The organism is Bacillus sp. AFS053548 (assembly GCF_002575105.1).
Taxonomy (GTDB): Bacteria; Bacillota; Bacilli; order Bacillales; family Bacillaceae_G; genus Gottfriedia.
The window spans coordinates 42,328-64,505 of record NZ_NUHI01000037.1 but is presented as its reverse complement, the minus strand read 5'-3'; the positions used below and the strand labels follow the sequence as shown (position 1 = coordinate 64,505).

The 22,178-nt window shown below is 33.5% G+C and carries 17 protein-coding genes and 1 riboswitch; of the genes, 5 read left to right on the top strand and 12 right to left on the bottom strand.

The annotated features are described in order from the left end of the window. Positions 1 to 1,118 precede the first annotated feature (1,118 nt). The 5 genes from CN946_RS19300 to CN946_RS19280 form a co-directional block, all read right to left on the bottom strand. Complete coding sequence (locus CN946_RS19300) at positions 1,119 to 2,693, bottom strand: SagB family peptide dehydrogenase (RefSeq protein ID WP_098862572.1); 1,575 nt, start codon at positions 2,691 to 2,693, stop codon at positions 1,119 to 1,121. Between the two features lie 23 nt (positions 2,694 to 2,716). Then, positions 2,717 to 4,660: a TOMM precursor leader peptide-binding protein gene (locus tag CN946_RS19295; protein ID WP_098862571.1), complete on the bottom strand. Its 1,944-nt coding sequence runs from the start codon at positions 4,658 to 4,660 to the stop codon at positions 2,717 to 2,719. Further along, positions 4,657 to 6,606 carry a putative thiazole-containing bacteriocin maturation protein gene (locus tag CN946_RS19290; RefSeq protein ID WP_098862570.1) on the bottom strand — a complete coding sequence of 650 codons (1,950 nt, stop codon included), beginning with the start codon at positions 6,604 to 6,606 and terminating at the stop codon, positions 4,657 to 4,659. Before CN946_RS19290 ends, CN946_RS19295 begins: the two co-directional genes overlap by 4 nt. A 260-nt stretch (positions 6,607 to 6,866) precedes the next feature. Continuing rightward, entirely contained in the window at positions 6,867 to 7,100 is a 234-nt protein-coding gene (locus CN946_RS19285; protein ID WP_098428227.1) for a heterocycloanthracin/sonorensin family bacteriocin, read from the bottom strand. Positions 7,101 to 7,379: 279 nt separating this feature from the next. Continuing rightward, the gene (locus CN946_RS19280; RefSeq protein WP_098862569.1) at positions 7,380 to 7,862 is read right to left on the bottom strand and encodes a hypothetical protein; all 483 of its coding nucleotides are present in this window, start codon (positions 7,860 to 7,862) and stop codon (positions 7,380 to 7,382) included. Between the two features lie 390 nt (positions 7,863 to 8,252). On the opposite strand from CN946_RS19280, the gene CN946_RS19275 reads away from it, so the two are divergent. The 3 genes from CN946_RS19275 to CN946_RS19265 all read left to right on the top strand — a co-directional run bounded on the left by CN946_RS19275 (position 8,253) and on the right by CN946_RS19265 (position 11,153). Beyond that, complete coding sequence (locus CN946_RS19275; RefSeq protein WP_098862568.1) at positions 8,253 to 9,686, top strand: BglG family transcription antiterminator; 1,434 nt, start codon at positions 8,253 to 8,255, stop codon at positions 9,684 to 9,686. Positions 9,687 to 9,720: 34 nt separating this feature from the next. Next, the gene (locus tag CN946_RS19270) at positions 9,721 to 10,287 is read left to right on the top strand and encodes an HD-GYP domain-containing protein (protein ID WP_098862567.1); all 567 of its coding nucleotides are present in this window, start codon (positions 9,721 to 9,723) and stop codon (positions 10,285 to 10,287) included. 73 nt (positions 10,288 to 10,360) lie between these two features. Continuing rightward, positions 10,361 to 10,462, top strand: a riboswitch (purine riboswitch). A 103-nt stretch (positions 10,463 to 10,565) separates the two neighbouring features. Beyond that, positions 10,566 to 11,153: a xanthine phosphoribosyltransferase gene (locus CN946_RS19265; protein ID WP_098862566.1), complete on the top strand. Its 588-nt coding sequence runs from the start codon at positions 10,566 to 10,568 to the stop codon at positions 11,151 to 11,153. A gap of 60 nt (positions 11,154 to 11,213) precedes the next feature. Here the strand turns inward: CN946_RS19265 and CN946_RS19260 are convergent, their stop codons facing one another. The 4 genes from CN946_RS19260 to CN946_RS19245 form a co-directional block, all read right to left on the bottom strand. Beyond that, positions 11,214 to 12,224 carry a FecCD family ABC transporter permease gene (locus CN946_RS19260; protein ID WP_098862565.1) on the bottom strand — a complete coding sequence of 337 codons (1,011 nt, stop codon included), beginning with the start codon at positions 12,222 to 12,224 and terminating at the stop codon, positions 11,214 to 11,216. Continuing rightward, positions 12,221 to 13,231 carry a FecCD family ABC transporter permease gene (locus CN946_RS19255; RefSeq protein ID WP_098862564.1) on the bottom strand — a complete coding sequence of 337 codons (1,011 nt, stop codon included), beginning with the start codon at positions 13,229 to 13,231 and terminating at the stop codon, positions 12,221 to 12,223. Before CN946_RS19255 ends, CN946_RS19260 begins: the two co-directional genes overlap by 4 nt. A gap of 188 nt (positions 13,232 to 13,419) precedes the next feature. Further along, entirely contained in the window at positions 13,420 to 14,340 is a 921-nt protein-coding gene (locus tag CN946_RS19250; protein ID WP_098862563.1) for an iron-hydroxamate ABC transporter substrate-binding protein, read from the bottom strand. After that, positions 14,291 to 15,136 carry an ABC transporter ATP-binding protein gene (locus CN946_RS19245; protein WP_098862562.1) on the bottom strand — a complete coding sequence of 282 codons (846 nt, stop codon included), beginning with the start codon at positions 15,134 to 15,136 and terminating at the stop codon, positions 14,291 to 14,293. Before CN946_RS19245 ends, CN946_RS19250 begins: the two co-directional genes overlap by 50 nt. 202 nt (positions 15,137 to 15,338) lie before the next feature. On the opposite strand from CN946_RS19245, the gene CN946_RS19240 reads away from it, so the two are divergent. Further along, positions 15,339 to 16,388, top strand: coding sequence for an NAD(P)/FAD-dependent oxidoreductase (locus CN946_RS19240; RefSeq protein WP_098862561.1), 1,050 nt, complete (start codon positions 15,339 to 15,341; stop codon positions 16,386 to 16,388). A 61-nt stretch (positions 16,389 to 16,449) separates the two neighbouring features. After that, a complete protein-coding gene (locus CN946_RS19235) occupies positions 16,450 to 17,112 on the top strand; it encodes an HAD family hydrolase (protein ID WP_098862560.1) in 663 nt (220 codons plus the stop codon). Between the two features lie 308 nt (positions 17,113 to 17,420). Here the strand turns inward: CN946_RS19235 and CN946_RS19230 are convergent, their stop codons facing one another. The 3 genes from CN946_RS19230 to CN946_RS19220 all read right to left on the bottom strand — a co-directional run bounded on the left by CN946_RS19230 (position 17,421) and on the right by CN946_RS19220 (position 21,911). Next, a complete protein-coding gene (locus CN946_RS19230) occupies positions 17,421 to 18,803 on the bottom strand; it encodes an amino acid permease (RefSeq protein WP_098862559.1) in 1,383 nt (460 codons plus the stop codon). A 153-nt stretch (positions 18,804 to 18,956) separates the two neighbouring features. Next, positions 18,957 to 20,261, bottom strand: coding sequence for a 4-aminobutyrate--2-oxoglutarate transaminase (gene gabT / locus CN946_RS19225; RefSeq protein ID WP_098862558.1), 1,305 nt, complete (start codon positions 20,259 to 20,261; stop codon positions 18,957 to 18,959). Between the two features lie 228 nt (positions 20,262 to 20,489). Continuing rightward, positions 20,490 to 21,911 carry an aldehyde dehydrogenase family protein gene (locus CN946_RS19220; RefSeq protein WP_286133986.1) on the bottom strand — a complete coding sequence of 474 codons (1,422 nt, stop codon included), beginning with the start codon at positions 21,909 to 21,911 and terminating at the stop codon, positions 20,490 to 20,492. Positions 21,912 to 22,178 lie beyond the last annotated feature (267 nt).

Below are 22,178 nucleotides of genomic sequence, written 5' to 3'. Positions count from 1 at the left end.
GTTATTTTTATTCTAGTATCGTCACGAATTCTTTTAATCAAACTACTAATAATCAACGTTTAAAGATTAAACAAAAGCTAACAAGAAAAATTGTTAAATTTGCTATACTAAAATTAGACGATTTAATTATACAAAAAGTTTTATAATCTGACATTTTTTTTAATTATATATTATGTTAATAAATAGTATTTATAACAATTTTAAAATTGTTTTAATATAATTTAATCGGTAAACATAAAGCATAATTTTTAGAAGAATTTTCACTAAAAAGACTAATTCATCTAAGATTCTATCTATTGTAGAATAAAATAAAAAAAACCTTCTTTTCGGAAGGTTTTTTTTATATTTAAATAATAACTAAATTAATTATACTATATAATTTTAATTCAAAAGAACTATTCATTCTAATTTCCGAGACTTTTGTATGTCGAATATATGTCGATTTAGTATTTAACCCACGCCACCATTGGGTTTGGTGGATTCAATTTTCTTAATTAATCCGTCAAATACTCATATGTAATAAACAATAAACTGGAACAAAAAAGCAAGAATACCCAAAAGGTATTCTTGTTTTTCACGCAGTTGAAAAACAACCTTATCAATTAAATTACCAAATTTTCGTAAAAGGAGTAGCGTGTGATGTTGATTTCCACTACAGGATGCCCGCTTTCCATGGGGCGAGATTNNCCTGCGGGGTCTTTAGCCTTCACGCTTATCCCATAGGAGTCGAGCACCCCTTTTGTTCCAATCAACTTACGCAAAAAAAAAAATGGTTACACTAAAAACCTAATTTAATATCCTTTACTTAAAGTAGTCAGTTTGTAGGTCAATTAAGATCGAACATCAACTTATTTTAATAATCATTTGAACTTGTTTTTCTAAAGATTAGCTCTTAAATATTTTTAACTTCTTAAGAATAAAAAATTACTAAGTTTGTTGAGATTAAAAACCGCCCAAACATATTAAAATTAAAATCATTATTAGTTCATCAAAAAATGAATTATATTATCTATAAGGTTCACTTAATATACGATTTACCATTTTATATTTCAACACACTGAAAAACAAGAATACCCAGAAAGTATTCTTGTTTTTAGTTTTTAACTTTTTAATTTTTATTAACTATGCAAATTTCCTTTTAACCAAGGTCGATTTCGATAATGACCTATTGGAATTTGAATTAAACTTGTTTTTCCTATTTCGTCTAATTGATATAGCTCATCGCATAATTTTACATTATATCCAAGTAGTGGATGCCCCCCTAATCCTAATGCTGATGCGGCTATTAGTAACCGTTGAACCATTATGCCAGCTTCCATCTGTTGGATTCGATAGCCTCTATAACTATGTGTCGATTTTATGTGCTCCATATTCCCTACTACATGTATACAAATTGGTACTTGGAATAAATTAACGGTAGGGGCATTCATTCCATATTGGAGTTGCATACGTTGATCGCCTAATTTAGTTTGTACTAGCGTATGGGTATGGTCCTCATAATAATAAGCACCATTGTTAATGCCTTCAACGTTATACAAACATAAATATAATTTTGGGCGGTTATTATTATTTTTAAAGGATCCATCTAAATCATTTATATATGAGAAGGATGCAGTTGCCTCTTTGAGTAGTGTTGCTAGGTTTATTTGACTAATAGGGCGTAAAACAAAGTCAAGTTCAGGTGAAAACCGTTCTTTACATATAGTAGCTAAATCATAAGATAGACGATCCACTTTAGGTAATATTATTCGGTGTCGTCCATCTAAAGCATCAACAGCTTCATCAACTTTTCTAAATGTTTGTGTCGATTCGATCATCGATACTTTATTCAGTTTAATTAGCATCGGGAACTCTTTAATCTTTTTCGACTTTACTAAATATTTATGTGAAACAGCTTGTAACTCTTTACTTAGATCGATAGAATTGTAATTTTTACTTTTTACATTATCTTTTGAAATCAAGGTAGATTCTTCAATAGAGAGCGGAATTACACCATATATACTTTCATCACGACCATTTAAGCCGATTAAATGGTTGATTGCTTGATCTAGAAACTGGTAATATACTCCCGCTTTAAACCCAAAGCGTTTAGCCATCTCTAAAATCTGTCCAATTAGCACACCGCAATCTAACCCTTGAAGGCGATATGAAAAATTATTGTATTTAAAGAAATTTTTCCAAAACATTGTTGAAATAAAAATAGTACCAAAACACTTTGGAAGATCACATCTATTTCCTAAAGCTCTTGATACATAAGAATCAAAATTTCCTTCTCTTAATAAAACTAAGCCATGTCTAGCAACATCATAATGATAAATCCCTGAAGAGACTTGATCAGACTTAAGATATAAATACAATTCATTTGGATACAATCCTCCACCTGAAGGGATGAATCTTCGGTTTGAAGACATCATATTAACCATTTCGTTGGAACCGGCAGTTATTGCTGTTTGAGCAACTTGTGCTAATCCATATACATACCATAGAAAGTAGCCTATTTCTTCTAAAATTGGCTCAATTGAGTCCCTTTTTTCTTTTAAGGATAATGGAACGTTAAGAGAAAGTGGAATAGTAGGTAAATCTTTATAAAGCTTATAAGTTAGAGGGGCATCCTCCCAATCAACTTCCCAATCAGATTGATTTGCCTTATCAATATCAAAATGAAGATTGTGTAGAAATGTTTGTAAACTCATCCAATGACCTCCTAGAACACCACTTATGGGAACGGGTGCGGATATGGATTGAGCTGCTCCGGCTTTAGCGGCTTCTTCGTATAGCCCAATTTAACAGGAACTTTTAACACTCGATCAAGTCCATTCAATCGTTTTAAGTGATTGCCGAATGTCATAGGCAACATTCCTGGAATTAAGACTTTTACACAAGATAATCCATTTCTTTTGATTTCAGGTGTAGTTTGATCGACTACAATCACATCAAGATTTAATTTTTTAAATACTTGTAGAATATCCTTTAGATCATTCGTCAAATCCAAATGATTTGTATCCCATTTAAATTCTTCCTCAAAGGTCTTTAACGGGCGGTTATCATCTAATAAAAACTTCAAACGCTCCTCTGTTTGACGTAACCCATATAACATTCCATGATCATCCATTTGTTTAACGAGATTATTATCTAAAAGCATTTTCATATTTTTAGCGTAATTTTCTTCAAACTTTTTATCCAATGTTAACATCATTCCAGCTAACTCATGTACTGCGCTTTTAACCGCCCGAATCGGATCAAGATGAGCGCCTGCTGCACAAATGAGATTTAAACCATGTTCTTTACGGTTTTTTGCAATGGCAACAATACTTGGAATTCCATTCTCCATCGTCGAATTAAATAAGTGAAGATCGTATCCGCCAACCAAACGCATGCGTTCAATCATTAAATCGAGTTCTTGATCCTTTGCCGATTTTGGATCAAGTCGAGGAAGAGGCAACTGGGCATACCAAGTCATTAAAAATGAATCCCGTTCAACTATTTCCAAAATACCGTAGAATATAGCTTCTTCTAGGCTGCCCCCTAACGCACATCCATTGGAAGTTTCATATACATAACCGTGACCGCATCCTAGACTATAGTATGAAAGCAACTCTGGTACAAGAATCGGCTCTTCCTTCATAAATGAATAGCCCCATACCCAATCAATCTTACGTTTAGGATTAAACCTCTTAAATGGAAAACGTGGCAGAGCATATTGCTCTTTCGAATGAGTGCCAACAATTTCGGGATTCATTGCAAAATCTTTTACATTATTATAACTATCATGTACTACCGTTCTTTTTCCTCGTGGAGTAAGGCCACAATACCTTTCTAACCCTTCCAAAATGGCCGTTAATTCACTAGATTCATAGGATAGTGTACGCCCCGCTGTTCCTTCATCCCCTTGGAGTAACGGTAAGTTTACGACTACATCTGCAAATGGCGTGGTTAGATCATATGCCTTTCCATTTAAAAAACCTGTCTTCTGACCTAAATAGTCATTAACTAACACTTTCTTTAATTCATCCATTGAGCGACTACGATAGCTAGTTGGAGAAACTTTCATACTAGGCTCGAGTGAAATTATAGCAGAATCAGAAGTATCATCTTCTAATTCACCACAAATTGGACATAAAGGATTTGGTAAAAAAAAGTGATTAGAGCTTTTGAATGTTTTCATATTTAATAAAAAAATACGTTCCTCTAAACGAGTTTCTTTACCGTTCATAAATTTTTCTACTTCAGCTGCAATTAAGTAAGCCATTTGTAAAAGTCCCGTTCTTGTACCCCATACATCATCCGATACTCCATCACCTTCTAATAACTGATGATCTATTTCTATCATTTCTCTGCGCTCTCTACCAGCCATTAAACGTCTAAAGTCGGCACACTTTATACATCCTTTTTGCCCAGGATGTACTAAAGGCCCGATAACACCTTCCCCAAATGATACACAAGCACGTAGCCACGGAACTGTTCCTATCCCTAAAATTTCATCTGCTTTTTCATAAAGCTTAGGGTTCCATGCATCATCCAAAATAAGTATTAAACTAGTATCCTCGGAAACCGAAGTCTCTAAATCTTTCTGTTGAACAATCTTATATTTATTTGAAAGAATATCGGATGTGTACTTACTTAATAATCCCTCTCCAAAAATGGTAACCGTTGAATTCAAGTCGAGCTCACCTCTCTTAACAAGACACCATAAACTCCCGCAAGTTCATCTACATTAATCGATTCAAGCATGAACTCCAATGTTAGTAATTCCATATTATTCTGTTTTAAAATACCCATAGCTGAGACTAATAAATCAGAATGTACAGCACGATTAGATTCAGGGATAATAATATCAGATACTTGCTGCTCTTCCACTAAAACTGATGAACTCTGGATAGCTGTTGATGCAAGTAGTTGTGTTTTATTTTGTGATTCCTTAAGTACTTGTTTTAGTGCATCTTGTAAGGCCATTGTTATATTTAATCCAACACTTCTATACCAGCCTTTTTCTGTACCAAGCCAGACTACTGGAAATCCACAAACCTCTTTTCCTAATGCTATTTTTGGAGATTCATGTATTGTATTTAATGTTTGTAAATAAAATTGAGCACAATCATCTTCAACTTTTATCGCTTTAATTTCTTGAATATGATTTTGATCAACCGTTTGTTTATTAAGCTCTTGGGACAAATATTTTTGTAGTCCTCTACAAATACTTTCTGAAAAAGTTTGACCAGTAGCGATTGCGATGTATTCCCCAGGTTCAATACACTCTACAACATCAGAATCAGAATTCATAATAAGTTGACTGGCTATTTGAGATACATACATTTCAACTCCAGTAAGCCCTGCCTCTCTTCGTGCTTCTTCATGAGTTAATTCAGTACAAATCGTACTTGTTAATAGTTTTACTGGACCTTCTGTAAGAGGATCTACTACTTGTATCCGACATTGAGCTAATGGAAGTTGATTTAATTCGCCCTCACCCCAAACGTGAAATAATCCAGTTTCTTGTGAATTGAACTGCCCTAAGTAAGTTAATAACTTACTTTGATCTCCCCTAGGTTTGTTTTGCTCTAACTTTTCCTCAAAATTATGAACTATTTTAGCTTTTGCTTTTCCAGTCACTAGTGGATGAGGGGAGAATGAGTGCCAACCACCCTCTAGCGTCTCTTGGTTAATAATATAAACCTGATTAAGATTATTCTTTTCTGTTTCTCGTGAATTTGTAATATCCTTAAATAACTCGAACACCATTATATTTGCCAACATTGCTGATGTAATCGAAGACAATGACTGGTTGGTTTCTTCTTCACAAAGTATATTTTGATGAACGCTTCTCCACGCCGACTCGAAGCAAGCTTCAGAATTTGAAGTCACCAATGGCCCAGCCATACAAATCTTTTGCGAAGAAATTGCAGGGATAAATCTCTTTTTCTCTCTTTTACAAATCTCATTAAGCATTTTCAGCTCATAAACACGATCATCTTCTGATACGTACAAAATCGAATCAAAAGTAGAAACAATCTCCTGTAATGAAAGCTTCTTTCTCTTAATTAATTCAACTTCTACTTCACGATCAGTCTTCCTTGCGTTGTCTACAATTTCTTTTATTCGTTTTTTATCTGTATTTTCAGTATTCGTTATTAAAAGATGGAATTTCGCTAACCCTGACTCTAATAATGCTGAAACTAGCGAAGTGACAATTGTTCCAGAACCAATTGCCAATATCTTGGATTGGCGGTACGTTTGAAAACGATATGAACCAGAATCTCCAAAACAATTTAAAAACTCAATTTGACTTGCATACTTATTTAAAATATCTTTAGATAATTGATGTGGATGATCCTTACTTACATCCCGTGCAAAGCCATTTTTATATAAAATCTCACCTATCTCATATACTCTTTCCCGGTATTGGTCAGGCAAACCATTTGTTAAATTATCTAATGAGTGTTCACCGTTAAACATAGGAAGTAACTTTTCAATCCACTGGTAAACAGAAGCACCTTCCATTCGAAATGAACTTAAGTTATTCCTAAAAAAGACACCTCCATTCGAATCAGGTACAAAAAAAGTATCTCGATTAATTTTTAGACGTGCAGATGGATTCAATTTTGACATCCTTTTCAACCCCTTCGATACAGTGAGTTGTACATTGAATTTCATAAATACTTTCTTCATAATCCTATGTATATTATGTATTCCTTATGTCATAACCTAACTAGATAGTCGTTGCTAAAAACTTATAAAATCTATAAATTGATGTTTTCTTCCTGTTCTACGTGCTCGATTTTACCGAATATCGACTGTTGATAGCCCCTACAAAGATTAGTAGGGGCCGATTGTCTAAATGGACAAATAGTTTTTATGAAACATTACAATTAACGGTGACAGCGACCGCAGCCTCCACAACGGAAACCTCCGCAACGGAAGCAGCCTCCACAGCCTCCACAACCGCCGCAGCCTCCACAACCAAAGCAACTAAAAAAAGGAAAGAAACCAAAGCACATTCTAACATCGTAATTTTCATACTGATTATAATCCCATGGAACTACTTGACTAGCTTGAAACTGATCAACGTTTAATTGTTGAAGCTCTCTTTGAAAATCATACATTTTTATAACCTCCGACATAAAATTTGAAAGCGAATAAAACACACCGCACTTAAATAAAATAAATACGATTCCCTAATTTGAATCTACTAAAATGCAGACTCTCAACAACAAAATATGTTGAGGACTTGGGCAATGTTACCGTTTCAATTGCCCAATTTATTGTTGCTTAGTAAAATGATGAACCGATTGAAAGTGCAAAAAAACCTCACTTCAAAAGTAAGGTTTTTCGTACGCCATTCATTTTTTTCTATACTCATTCAACATTAAAATCAGTATTCCTTAATCTTCATTAAGTTTAATGTTATTAAGGGGTGAATATGAATATACATTCTTTTTAATTGCTCTTTTATTTCTCCTGATTTCTTTTCCAAAAGTTAATTGCGCTGGCTTTATTTTAAGTACTTTGAATGGTATGAGGTATAGTAAAAATAGAAAATCAAATATGAAAAGTAAGTCCCCTATCATAAAAAACGAGAATATTGTGTTGGAGATTTCTTCTGTTTGATCAAGAGTAGAAAATACAAAAACAGCATATCTTTCATAAACAGTACAGATTAACAATATAGTTCCAACTACTAATGAAGTAAAGCTATAACCAATAGATCGTTCTCTTTTATTGAATTCTAAAAAGATTGGAAGTAAATATAGCAAAAAAACAATAAACATACTAAGTAATAATCCTAACAAAGTAATACGGCTATGTAACATAGACTGAACTAGCAAAAGTTTTCCTAGGATAAAAAAGAGTAACACTATACCCATCATTTCCCTCCTCATTTCTCCTTTTAGAGCACCACTCGTGATCACATCCGAATACAATCACAAATTTAACGAGTTCCTTTTAAAAAAAATTATAGCCTTGCTTATTAAAGTTTCAAATGCTCTTTTTTACCGTTTTGATAGGTAAAAACAGTTAATATATAAAGTTTCATTAAATGATGTATGCCCTTCGTTAAATAACAGGAGATTTTCGATTAATTAATATTTTTTACCGTTTTTAACGGTAAAAATAGTCATATCCTTATTCATCATCTAAGTTTAAACTAATTTTGAAAACATTATCTCAACAACATTTTTTGTGATTATTGTCACAAAATAGTTAGTTTATTTATGTTAGTAAAAATATTATTCTAGATCAAAGTAGGAGATGAGATGGATAAGGCTAGTTTAAGAAGATTACACTTAATCGATATTTTAAGTAGTCAAGAAAAATGGTTTAAAACGGAGGAGCTTGCTAAAAATTTAAATTGTACTGAGAAAACAATTCGAACTGATATACAAATTATCAATGCAACATTCCCAGAAGGATGGCATATTGAAACGATAAAAGGAAAAGGTATTTATATAAATAATCCAATTAATTCCTCGCTTGACCAAGTTCGTTCACTTTTTGTTAAGAACTCTTTATCGCTTCAGGTAATCATGTTTATTCTAATAAAAGAGATTGAACATATTAGTGATTTAGGAAAAGTCTTATATACGCATCACAATACTGTTTATAAAATTCTCGAACGAGTAGACACCTTATTGAAGTCGTATAATTTAAGTTTGAAGCGTGCACCACTTGAAATTGTAGGTAATGAGTTTCAAAAAAGAATCTTATGCTGTGACGTTTTGTATGGTCTATATTCCCACACAAATAAATGGCCTTATGATTCTCTATCGTTTTCTATTATAAAAAAAGTAGTTATACAGTCAGCTGAAAAAAATAATTTACTTTTATTTCCACCTACTATATATAAATATATTTATTATGTTGGTACGATGCTTCAAAGAATCGATCGAGATATACAATTGGATTTAAATCCTTCTAACAATATTAAAGACTCAAAGTTTTTTTCAGTTGCAACTGATATATGCGTACAGCTAGAAAACATTTATAAAGTATCAATTCCATTAAATGAACTAAACGCTCTTTCTATAATGTTATCTGCATCCCCTTATTTTTCTAGTGATAATGAACCTCAAGATGAAATTATAAATAGTTACCATAATAAATCAGAAAAACAATATATAGAAATACACGAGCTCGTTACGATGTTCGAAAAAAAGCTTAGTATAAAATTACATGATCATAATGATTTTATTCTCACTCTTCAAAAACAATTTAAAGCCTTTTCCCTAGTTCTTTTTTTAAACAGTAGAATTGATCGATCTTGTCTCATTTCCGAATACGTTAAAAAGCGTTATCCGGAGTTATTTAATAAAGTAAAAACTGTATTTAGCAATTGGTGCAATTACTTTTCATACCCAGAAATAAATAATGAAGTAATTGCTAAAATCACATTAAATATTCAAGCAATCATCATTAAATTATCATTAGTAAAAAAAAGGGTACTACTGTTAAGTAGTGAAGGTTATGGTGTAAGACAGTATATAACAACTAAACTAATAAAAGAATTTGGAGATAAAATACAATTTGTTGAACTCCAAAACGGAGAACTGAGGCCTGAAACGATTAGTGAATTACGTTTAGACTTTATCATTGCTGATTTTCCAATTGATATAGAAATAGTTCCAATTGCAGTAATTAGTTCTACTCTTTCACAGCGCGATATTAATCATATCGCCCATTTATTAAAATAAATTTTATTTTGAATAAGCATTCAAAGGTGATTTTATGATAAAAGAAAGATCAATTTTAGTCACAAATGAGTTAGTTGAACTATTAAGGCAACTTGATCATGATACTTTTTTACATGGGATGCGTGTAGGTGAAATGTCGTATAAATTCAGTAGATATTTAGATCTCTCTTTGCATCAATCCAATCAATTACATTTTATTGGTTATGTACATGATATTGGTAAGCTTAAAATACCAAATTCAATCATTACAAAAAGAGGTCCTCTTACCGATTTCGAGTGGAATCTAATGAAGAATCACACAATCTATGGGTATGATTTATTAAAAAATTTTTCATATCATAATGATATTTTAAATGCTGTACGGTATCATCACGAAAATATTGATGGGACTGGCTATGAAGGTTTATATAGTAACGAAATTGATTTTAATTCGAAAGTAATTAGAATAATTGATAGTTTTGATGCACTAACCCATGATCGTTCTTATAGAAAAAAATGTTCAATTGAAATATCGTTAAAAAAAGTTCAAAAAGAAAGTGGTACTGTTTATGACCAGGATTTAATAAAGGAATTCACTAAGTTTATTTATAAACTGTATTAAGTAGTATTCAATAATGCTAATTATTTACACCTATTAATTGCTAGACCAGAATCTATTAACATGTTATAGTTTCATTAAAATTATAAATTTCACTCGTATAATAGTGAGGATATGGCTCACAAGTTTCTACCGGTTAACCGTAAATTTACCGACTATGAGTGGTAACACATCTGACATTTTAGCTCTAGAGAATCAAAGACTCAAAATGTGTTACTTCACTCATTTTATACAGTGAAGTACATGTTTTGAGTTTTTTGTTTAGATTAAGGGGGATCATTATGGAATTATTACTAAAAAAAATTGAACAAGAAGGAATCGTTTTAGCAAATGATGTATTAAAAGTGGATGCTTTCTTAAATCATCAAATGGATCCTGTTTTAATGAAAGAAATTGGAGAAGAATTTGCACGTTTATTTTCTGAAGAAAAAATAACAAAGGTAGTTACTATAGAATCCTCAGGTATCGGACCTGGGCTAATGACAGCACTTGCTTTAAATGTCCCTCTAGTTTTTGCACGTAAGAAAAAGTCAATCACAATGCAGCAAGATGTCTATACTGCTAAAGTATATTCATTTACAAAAAAAGAAGAAAATGAAATTTCAATTTCTCATAAATGGTTAGACGAAGGCGATAAAGTTTTAATCATAGACGACTTCTTAGCAAACGGACAGGCAGCTCTTGGATTACTTTCAATCATGGAACAAGCGAAGGCAGAAACAGTTGGCTTTGGAATCGTAATTGAAAAATCATTCCAAGATGGCGGAAAGATTCTGCGTGATCGTGGTTATCGAGTTGAATCTCTTGCTCGTATTCAATCTTTAAAAGACGGACAAATTAAATACATCAATGAAGAATTAACTGTTTAAAAATAAAAAAAGACATTGTTTGAACGATTTGTGTTGTTCACAATGTCTTTTTTCTATTAATTAAGCCTTTTTTAGAATTAAATATACAAAGTAAGGTCCACCGATTAGGGCTACTATAATCCCTGCTGGTATTCCTTCTGGATCGACTAAGTTTCTCCCGATTGTATCGGCAACTAATAGTAATAATCCACCCATTAAAATTGCGATGGGTATAAATAATTGATTTCTTGGGCCAACTAAACTTTTAGCAATATGTGGTGCCATTAATCCGATAAATGCAATTCCTCCTGTTACTGAAACAGCAGATGCTGCTAATGCAACTGCTGCTAACATTAAAACAATTCTTTCCTTTTCTAAAGAGACCCCTACCCCGATTGCAACAGGCTCATTTAAATTAAGAAGGTTTAATGTATTTGCTTTATATAAAGTAAAAGGAATTAATATAATTAGCCAAGGTAAGAATGCCCAAATAAACGGCCAATCCGTCCCCCATATATTACCTGCTAACCATTTTGCTATAAAATCTACTTTAGCACGTTCCGCAGATGAAATTAATACAATCATGATTCCTGAAAGAGCCATCGAGAAACCAATACCTACTAAAACTAGTCTTATAGGTTGTAAACCCGAATTTTTCTTATAAGAAAATAAGTAAATAATAATTGCTGTAACAACAGCACCACAAAATCCAACGATTGGGATTAAATAAACAAACGATCCTGCTTCAATTGGAAAGTATAAATAGAATACTGTAATAGCTACACCAGCACCAGCATTAAAACCTAGTATTCCAGGCTCAGCCATATCATTTCGTGTTACCCCTTGCAAAATTGCACCAGATAGTGCAAGTGCCATTCCCGCCATAAAAGTTATAATCATTCTAGGTAATCGAATTGAAAAGATAACAAATTCTTCTTTAAATGTACCATCACCTAAAAATGTTGGAAGTAATCTACTATATGGTATTGCTGAAAATCCCAAACTCATTCCAATAAACATTGTTAATAGAATAAGTATAAAGAGTATCAAAAGAATAAACCTTTGTTTTCTAATAATAGCAGGGTGTATCATGAGAATTCTTTGCCTCCTTTATGTACGATAAATAGAAAGAAAGGAAGGCCAATCATTGCAACAATCGCTGCAACAGGTGTTTCATAAGGTATATTAATTGTTCGCCCAAGTGTATCTGCCAAAAGTAAGAATGTAGCACCAAAAATAGCAGACATCGGTATAATAAATCGGTAATCAGTTCCGACGAATCCACGTACCATATGAGGTACCATTAAGCCAAGAAATGCCATATTTCCTACTAGAGCAACTGCCGCTCCAGCTAGTAAAACGATTACTACAAATAAGACTGCTTTTATTCTTGGGATATTTTGACCTAAACCTACAGCAACCTCTTCATTTAAACTAAGTATTGTTAATTGACGTGCCAAGAAAATTGCTACTAGAATACCAAGTACAATAAAAGGCGTAATCGTTTTTACTTGCCCCCATGAAGTACCAACTAATCCACCTGAAGTCCACATTGATATATTTTGAGATATTTTAAAGTAAATCCCTACCCCTTCAGAAAAAGCAGTTAAAAAACCTGTAACAGCCGCCCCTGCTAAAACAATACGAAATGGAGAAAAGCCGCCTTTTTTCACTGTAGCAATACCAAAAACGATTAGTGAACCAACCGCTGCACCAATAAAACAAGCTATCATAATCCCAAAATAATTTACTTTTGGTAGGAAAGCCATTGTTATTGCTAAAGCTGCATTTGCTCCTGCCGTTAACCCAAGCAAACCCGGATCTGCAAGTGGATTTCTTGTCATTCCTTGCATGATTGCGCCTGCCACCGCAAGAGCTGCCCCTACAAATATTGCTGCCACCTCTCGAGGTAAACGTAACTCTCTAATAATAGAAATCTGTTGACTATTCATGTTTGTAAAAATTGCATTCCATACATCACCAACAGTTGTATCCGCTGCGCCGAAAACAATCGCAATTACAAACATAATTATAAAAATGATAATCCCCAATATAAATTTAAAAATGAATGGAACAGAACCTTTGTTTTTTTGTGCCATTAGCCTCTCTCATCTTCTCTTTATAGAATGTCTTTTAGACTGCCCGCCAAACCCTCGCTTTCTGCAGTGCTCATTACCGAATAAGATAGTTTCGAGCCTCGAAAGACAATGTTTTCAATCAGTTAAAATTTTTGGACAATGTCTAAATAATAAGAGTAGGAATAATTGAATTCCTACTCTTATTTTTGTTAATTACCTAAAAATTGCTTTTTAAAGAATTCTAATTGCATGTCTAAAGTATCCGGATCATTGAAGTAGAATTCACTTCCATTTACTTCGAAAACGTGCTTATTCTTTACTGCTGATGTATTTTTGTAAGTCTCTGTTTTTTCTACAGAAGTATCAGTTTGATCAAATTTACTGAAGATTACATAATCACCCATAAACTCAGGAAGTAATTCTAAGGAGATTGCATAATATCCTGGTTTCAATGCATTTTCTTCAACTTTTTTAGGCATTTTTAATTTCATCTCTTGGAAAAGAATCTCTGTTCCACGTCCCCAGTTGTTACCATATACATAAAGCTGCTTGTCGAATTTTTCAATTACAGAAACTGTTGCATCTGGACCAATTTTAGCTTTAATCTCTTCTCCAGCCTTTTGTGCACGGACTTTAAAATCATCTACCCATGCTTGCGCTTCTTTTTCTTTGTTTAATAATTTACCAATTTCAATATGTTGAGTTAAGTAATCTACTTTGCCGTAAGTATAAACTACAGTAGGTGCGATTTTCTTTAATTTATCAAGGTTTTTAACATTATCTAAACCAATAATTAAATCTGGATTTAACTCAATAATTTTTTCGATATTATCATCTGAAACTACTTCAGCATTTTTTAATTTTTCAGCCCAGCGAGGATTCGACTTAGACCAAGAATCAACACCGACAATGTTAACGCCTAAAGACATTACATTTCCTGCAAACGAAGATAACACTACTACACGCTTAGGATTTGCAGGAACTTTAACTGGACCATTTTGAGATTGATATGTAATAGTTCCAGACTTTTTTGGTTCATTCTTTGAGCCTTCTGTACTTGATGCTCCTTTACTACATGCACTAATAATTAGCACGAATATTAAAAGAAATGGTATTAAGATTTTCTTCATTTTTCTCTTCTCCCTTAAGTAAATTGTATGTAATGCACATTGGTTTATTTGTTCTTGGATCTCTTCCAATTACTGTATCAATTGAAAAAACTTTTTTTAGAACTTCATGTGTAATGACTTCTTCGCAAGAACCTGATTTTACGATTTCCCCATCTTTAAGTGCGATGATATAATCTGCAAATCGCGCAGCTTGATTTAGGTCATGTAAAACCATTACAATCGTACGTTCTTGCTCCTGATTCAGCTTTTGTAACAACTCCAAAATTTCGAGCTGATGAGCTAAATCTAAATATGTAGTAGGCTCATCAAGGAAAATGATTTCAGTTTCTTGTGCTAACGCCATTGCGATCCAAACTCGTTGACGTTGACCTCCTGAAAGTGAATCAACTGACTTGTACTTATATTCCTTTGTACCTGTAACCTCAAGTGCCCAGTCAATTACTTCAATATCTTTTTTAGTTAATCTGCCAAAACCACTTTGATATGGGAATCGACCATAAGATACTAGTTCACCTACTGTTAAACCACTTGCACTCTCTGGTGTTTGAGGAAGAATTGCAATTTTTTTAGCTAGTAATTTAGTATTCTCTGAAGCAATGTTTTCCCCATCTAAGATAATCGTTCCGGATTGATGTGAGATTATTCTTGTAATCGCCTTCAAAAGAGTCGACTTACCGCAACCATTTGAACCAATGATTGTTGTAATTTTTTTATCTGGAATTTTTATATTAAGGTCTTTTACAATCAAACGATCACCATAACCTATGGTCAATTCATTAGTAAATAACCGTACCATAAAGGGACCTCCATTCATTTAGTATTTCAGCCTTTATTGATAATGATAATTATTATCAGTTGTTGTTACTAGGTAAATATAAGTCTATTTACTATTATTGTCAATATTAATTTTTAGTGAAATCATTGAAAAATTCTCAAAAATGGTTTATATTTTATTGAGAATGATAATCAATGACAGAATATTCTGGAGTGAGAACATAATGAACATGAATGATCTTTATGATGTAACAGTAATCGGAGGAGGTCCTGCTGGACTTTACTCTGCCTTTTATAGTGGTTTACGAGAAATGAAAACAAAAATTATAGAATTTCAATCTGAATTAGGCGGTAAAGTTCATTGTTATCCTGAAAAGGTGATTTGGGATGTTGGAGGACAACCACCAATCCCTGGCGAGAGATTTATCGGACAAATTGTTCAGCAAGGATTAACGTTTGATCCGACTATTGTGTTAAATGAAAAAGTCGACACAATCACTCGTGACGATAATGGCATTTTTGTTTTACATACAGCTTCAGGTCAAAAACATTATTCTAAAACAGTTATTGTGGCAGTTGGAAGCGGTATTTTAAATCCAACAAAGCTTCAAATAGATGGTGCAGAAAGATTCGAAGTTTCAAATTTAAACTATACAGTAAAATCACTTAAACATTTCCAAAATAAAACTGTAATCGTTTCCGGTGGTGGTAACTCTGCAATTGATTGGGCAAATGAGTTAGAGCCAATTGCTAAGAAAGTTTATTTAACTTACCGAAAAGATGCTCTAAAGGGTCATGAAGCACAAGTCTCTCAATTAATGAATAGTTCAGTTGAATGTCTTTTCAATACATCTATTACAAAACTAATTGCTGGTGAAAACCATGAAGAAATAGAAAAGGTTGAACTGACAAATAATGAAACTGGTGAAATATCTCATTTGGCAATTGATGAAGTAATCATAAACCACGGTTATGAACAAGATACTTCTTTATTAAATAACAGTGAAATAAAAGTAGAAATGATTCAAGATTTCTATATAAAAGGGAATACAACGAGTGAAACTTCGATTGAAGGGATTTACGCAGCTGGAGATATATTAATGCATGAAGGAAAGTTACAATTAATTGCTGGTGCATTTCAAGATGCCGCTAATGCCGTTAATAAAGCGAAGCAATATATTCAACCAGATGCTAGTGGATCTGCTATGGTTTCTTCTCATAATGACGTATTTAAACAACGAAATCGTGATTTAATTAAACAGATGATGAACTAACTTCTCTTTTTTTATGTTAAATTATAGGAAACTTATGTAGATTAGATTGAGAGTGGTTTATATGAATTTAAAGTATAAATGTATCATTTTAGATCATGATGATACTGCCGTAATGAGTACACCTGAAATTCACTACCCATCCTTTGTTGAAGCAATTAAAAAGCTTCGACCAAATGATGAACCTATTTCTTTTGAAGAGTTTGTAGAATATTGCTTTGAACCTGGGTTTCATTCTTTATGTAAAGACATTATGAAATTCAACGAAGATGAAATGACCGTTCAACAAGAAATTTGGCAAAGCTATACTTCATCCACAATTCCCGACTTTTACGAGAAATTTCCTGAAACAATAAAGGAATTTAAAGAACGGGGTGGCATACTAACCGTAGTATCTCATTCTGAGAGAAACCGAATTGAACGAGATTACTTGCAGCATTGCGGTTTTATCCCAGATGCAATCTTTGGATGGGAACTGCCTGAGCATCAAAGAAAACCATATCCTTATCCGATTAAAGAAATATTGAGACGTTTTAATCTAAAAGAATCAGATGCATTGATGTTAGATGACCTTAAGCCAGGTTTGGAAATGGCTAAATCCTGTCACGTAGACTTCGCAGCTGCAGGTTGGTCACATAATATTCCTGAAATTAAACAGCAAATGAAAAATGAATCAAAATTTTATTTTGAAACAATAGATGAATTTAGCAAATTTTTATTAAGTTAAAAACAAACTTACTCTAAAAAGACGTAACATTTTATAATTGGTATGTCATTTTGTAGTAATTTTCATAAAAAAAGAAGACCGTTTTTACATGGTCTTCTTTTTTAATTTTCCAATGTAATTAATACGAAAAAACTCGTTTAGAAAGTAAGCCATTTTTTCTTAAATACTCTAGGTAAATCAAATCCAATAAGTAGTAGCGCTTTCATATTAAATTCGCTTTTGGTTTCTTTTTTTATCAACAAACACAAACGTAATGTTGATCGTTGCCTGGAAAGAAGATTACCCTGCATAGCTTAACAACAAGTATATTAACCCGCATGTTGTTTTGATACAACTTCTTCTTTCTTTCCAATTTTAAAAATAAAGAATGAAGAAATAACTAAAACTGTAATTAATGATGTTAAATAGAACTGAGAGCGGAGATCATTCATAAAGTACATCGAAAAATAAATGACAACCATCGCTAGAATAGTAATGTAAGTAACAAATGGGAAACCCCACATTTTTAATCGTAACACTTTACCTGTTTTCTCAGCTTGTCTTCGCTTTATTACATGTGATACTGCAATAACAATATACACTAGAAGCGCGATTGAACCTGATGCATTCAGGAGAAATGAAAAAAGTTTATCCGGTGAAATAAAGTTAAAAATTGCAGCTAAGAAGGCGAAAGCTGAACTTGCCCAGACCGCCCAATACGGTGATCCACCTTTGTTTACTTTTGTAAAGATTCTCGGAGCACTTCCTTGCTGCGCCAAAGAATAAAGCATTCGAGAATTCGTATAAAGTGCTGAATTCAAACAAGAAAGTACTGAAAAAAGTACAACAATCTTCATGATTGTCCCAGCTCCTGGAATTCCTAAATTGTTAAGCAACGTTACATATGGGCTACTTAATGATTTTGCATCATCCCAAGGCAGTAATAAAACTAAAATAGAAACTGACCCAATATAGAACAATGCTACACGCCAAACAACAGTATTAATGGCAGTAACAACAGATTTTTGAGGGTCTTTTGATTCACCAGCAGCAATCGCTGCAATTTCAGACCCAAAAAAAGCAAACATAACTGTCATAAAACCACCTAATATTGCGCTTACACCTTTCGGGAAAAATCCGCCATGTTGTGTCAAATTTGATAATCCCGGAGACTGAATCGTAGGGATTAATTTGAATAAAATCGCAAGACCTAATAACATAAACGCAGAGATCGCCACTACCTTTGTAATGGCAAACCAATATTCAAACTCTCCAAATGTTTTCACTGATAAAATATTGGTGAGTGAAAGTACAAATGTAAGAATTAAAGCCCATCCCCATAATGGGATACTTGGGAACCATGAATTCATTATATTTGCACCTGCAATCGCTTCGATTGCGATTGTAATTAACCAGAAAAACCAATACAACCAACCAATCGTGTATCCTGCCCAAGGGCCAATCGCCTCTTTTGCATACGTTGAAAACGAACCACTAACTGGGTTCTCAGCAGCCATTTCTCCTAACATTCTCATAAGTAGTGCAACTAATAATCCCGCTATTATATAAGCAACAATTGCTGATGGACCCGCACTATGAATAACATTCCCACTACCTACGAATAAACCTGCCCCTATGATTCCTCCAATTGAAATCATTTGAATATGACGGTGTTTTAGATTTTGTTGTAAACCATTGTGTTGTTTCTCCATATTCACCCTATCCTTTTTTCCGTTAATATAAAAGTATTTATAAAAACCTTGCAGTAAAAGACTCGAGCAAGTCCTATTAGCCTACACATTCGGACGTTACTTTTAAAAAGTTTGAACATATGAAAATCATTGAATGATCAGTTTCAACAAAATTTAACAATTAGCTAATACGTTTTCTAAAATAGCAAGACCTTCGTTTAACTCATTTTCTGTTATCACTAGTGGGCTTAAAAAACGAATAATATTTCCATCTAAACCTGCAGTAAGTAATAGAAGCCCAGCTTCATTTGCTGCTTTTGCAATTTTTGTAGTAAGCTCTTTATTTGGTGTTTTTAATTTTTGATCCGTTACAATCTCTACTGCACACATTGCTCCTAGACGACGGAATTCTCCAATGAAGTTGTACTCTAATTGCCATGTTTTCACACGTCTCTCAAGTACATCACCAATCCATTCTGCTTTTTCACACAATTCTTCTTCTTCAATGACTTCTAATACTGCCAACGCGGCTTCGCATGCAATTGGGTTTCCACAATAAGTTCCACCTAATTCACCCGGATCTGCTATGTCCATAATTTCAGCCTTACCAATAACAGCACTTAGTGGCATACCACCTGCGATAGATTTAGAGGCTGTCATAAGATCTGCTGCAATTTCGAAATGCTCCATCGCAAATAGTGTTCCTGTTCTTGCGAATCCGGTTTGAATTTCATCTGCCACCATCACAATGCCATGTTTTGAACAAAATTCACGAACGTGTTTTACAAATGATTTTGGCGGTATTACAAATCCACCTTCTCCTTGAATCGGCTCCATAACAATACACGCTACAGTCTCTGGTGCTACTGTTGCTACAAAAAATTGATTAAACTGTGCAATAACATCTGCTTCGTATTGCTCATCAGTCATCCCGTCTGGCTTACGGTACATATATGGATAAGGTGCTTGATATACTTCAGGAGCAAAAGGACCAAAACCAAGTTTATATGGTTTTACTTTGCTAGTCATTGTCATCGTCATTAACGTACGTCCGTGAAATCCACGAGTAAATGTGACAACTGCTTGGCGTTTTGTATATTTCCTTGCGATCTTCACGGCATTTTCAACTGCTTCAGCACCACTGTTTAATAAAATTGCTTTTTTTGCAAAATCTCCTGGTGTAGCTTCACACAATCTTTCACAAACTTCAATGTATGACGGATACATAACGACATTGAAGCCAGGATGAATGATTTTTTCTGCTTGTTCTTGTATGGCTGCTACTACTTTTGGGTGTGAATGCCCTACGTTAATAGTTCCTATAGCTGCACCGAAGTCAATAAACTTCTTACCTTCCAAATCATATAATGTAGCTCCCTTGCCTTTTACAGCAACTGCTCGATTTCCATTGCTAACGCCTTTTACAACGTATTTATCTCGCTTTTCTTGCCATTCTTTTGTGGATAGTTGCTTAATCATTATTTGATTCCTCCGTTTTTATAAAAATTTCTCTTCGATGTTTTATTTTTCAATTACTGAATTAATAACGAGCTAATCATACCTAATATGTATAACTGCCTAAACGCTCATTTCAAATTCCAGTATGAGAACCTATAAACAGTTAAAAACATGTACCGTCTAAAAAACGATAAAGCTAAACGGTCGGTCCAATTAAAAACGAAGACCAGTTTAGATGATGTCTAAAATTTATCCTTTGTGCCAAATAACGAGTTTCATTTCAGTCATTTCTTCAATTGCATATTTCAATCCTTCACGTCCTGTACCACTTTCTTTTACGCCTCCATATGGCATTTGATCAACACGGAACGTAGGTACATCATTAATAACTACGCCTCCTACGTGTAGATCGTCCGCTGCTTTCAGTGCATTAATAACACTATTAGTGTAGATTCCAGCTTGCAGACCATATCGAGAATCATTTACAGCATCAATTGCTTCTTCAACCGAAGATACTTTACAAATTGAAACAATTGGAGCAAAAACCTCATTACATGATACTTTCATGTTACTTGTTACATCTAAAATAACTGTAGGTTCAAGAATATTGCCTAGCGTTTTGCCACCTGTTGCAATAGTTGCACCCTGTGCTTTTGCTTCTTCGATCCAGCTTAAAGCACGATCCAAGTCATTCGATGAAATAAGCGATGAAACATAGGTTTCAGGATCTAGAGGGTCACCTAGTTTGAGTTTACTAGCACTTTTTGCAAACTGCGAAACAAACTCATCATAGATTTTTTCGTGTACATATATACGTTGTAAAGAGATGCATACTTGCCCTTGGTTTGAAAATGCGCCCATTAAGCAACGATCAATAGCCTTTTTTACATCAATATCCTCATCAATGATTAATGCCGCATTTGAACCTAGTTCAAGTGTTGTTTTCTTAAGCCCTGCCTTTGCTCGAAGTGCAATTCCAACTGAGGAACTTCCTGTAAAAGTCACCATACTAACGAGATCACTTTCTACAATGGCGTCACCTACAACTCTTCCTGGTCCTGTAACAACATTTAATACACCATCTGGTAGACCAGCTTTTTTAAACAAATCTGCTATATAAAATGCAGAAAGTGGTGTTTGTGAAGCTGGCTTCAATACCACGGTATTCCCAGAAGCAATAGCTGGTCCCACTTTATGCGCAACTAAATTCATCGGAAAATTAAATGGAGTAATTGCACCAATAACTCCAATTGGATTTCGAACGGTATAACCTATTTTTCCAATACCGCCAACTGCCGCATCAAAAGGGATTGTTTCTCCATGAATTCGTTTTGCTTCCTCTGATGCAAATTTGTAAGTTTCAATCGTTCTTATTACTTCTGCTTTAGCGAAGATAAGTGGTTTAGCCGACTCGAGAGAAATTACTCTTGCAGCTTCTTCTAAATTTTCTTCAAGAAGTTGCGAAACTTTCTCTAAAATGGCTGCTCGTTGGTGGGCAGGCATTTTAGCCATTACTTCTTTAGAATCATAAGCAACTTGAATTGCATTTTGGGTTTGTACTTTATTCGCCATAGCAATATCAGAAATTTTTTCTTGTGAATAAGGAGAAAGCAATTCTGAATAATTTTCTGTTTCCACGTATTGTCCGTTAATCCAAATATTCTGTCTCATGGTTCCCTCCATATCTTATGAATACGTATTAATAATAAGCTTCATTTTTAATAATTGTCAAACAATTTTTATTTTTTAGCATTTTATAAATATTTAATTTCTATCTAGAAAACTTATCTATATACACTAATTAGTGGTGCTTAATTGTGATTGTATGTTGGTTCAGGTAAGAATGCTTTCGATTTTTATAAAAATTTTATCTGCAAGAATCTAATCTTCATAATAATTACACTTACATTCAAATTCTATGAATACGTATGCAAAAAT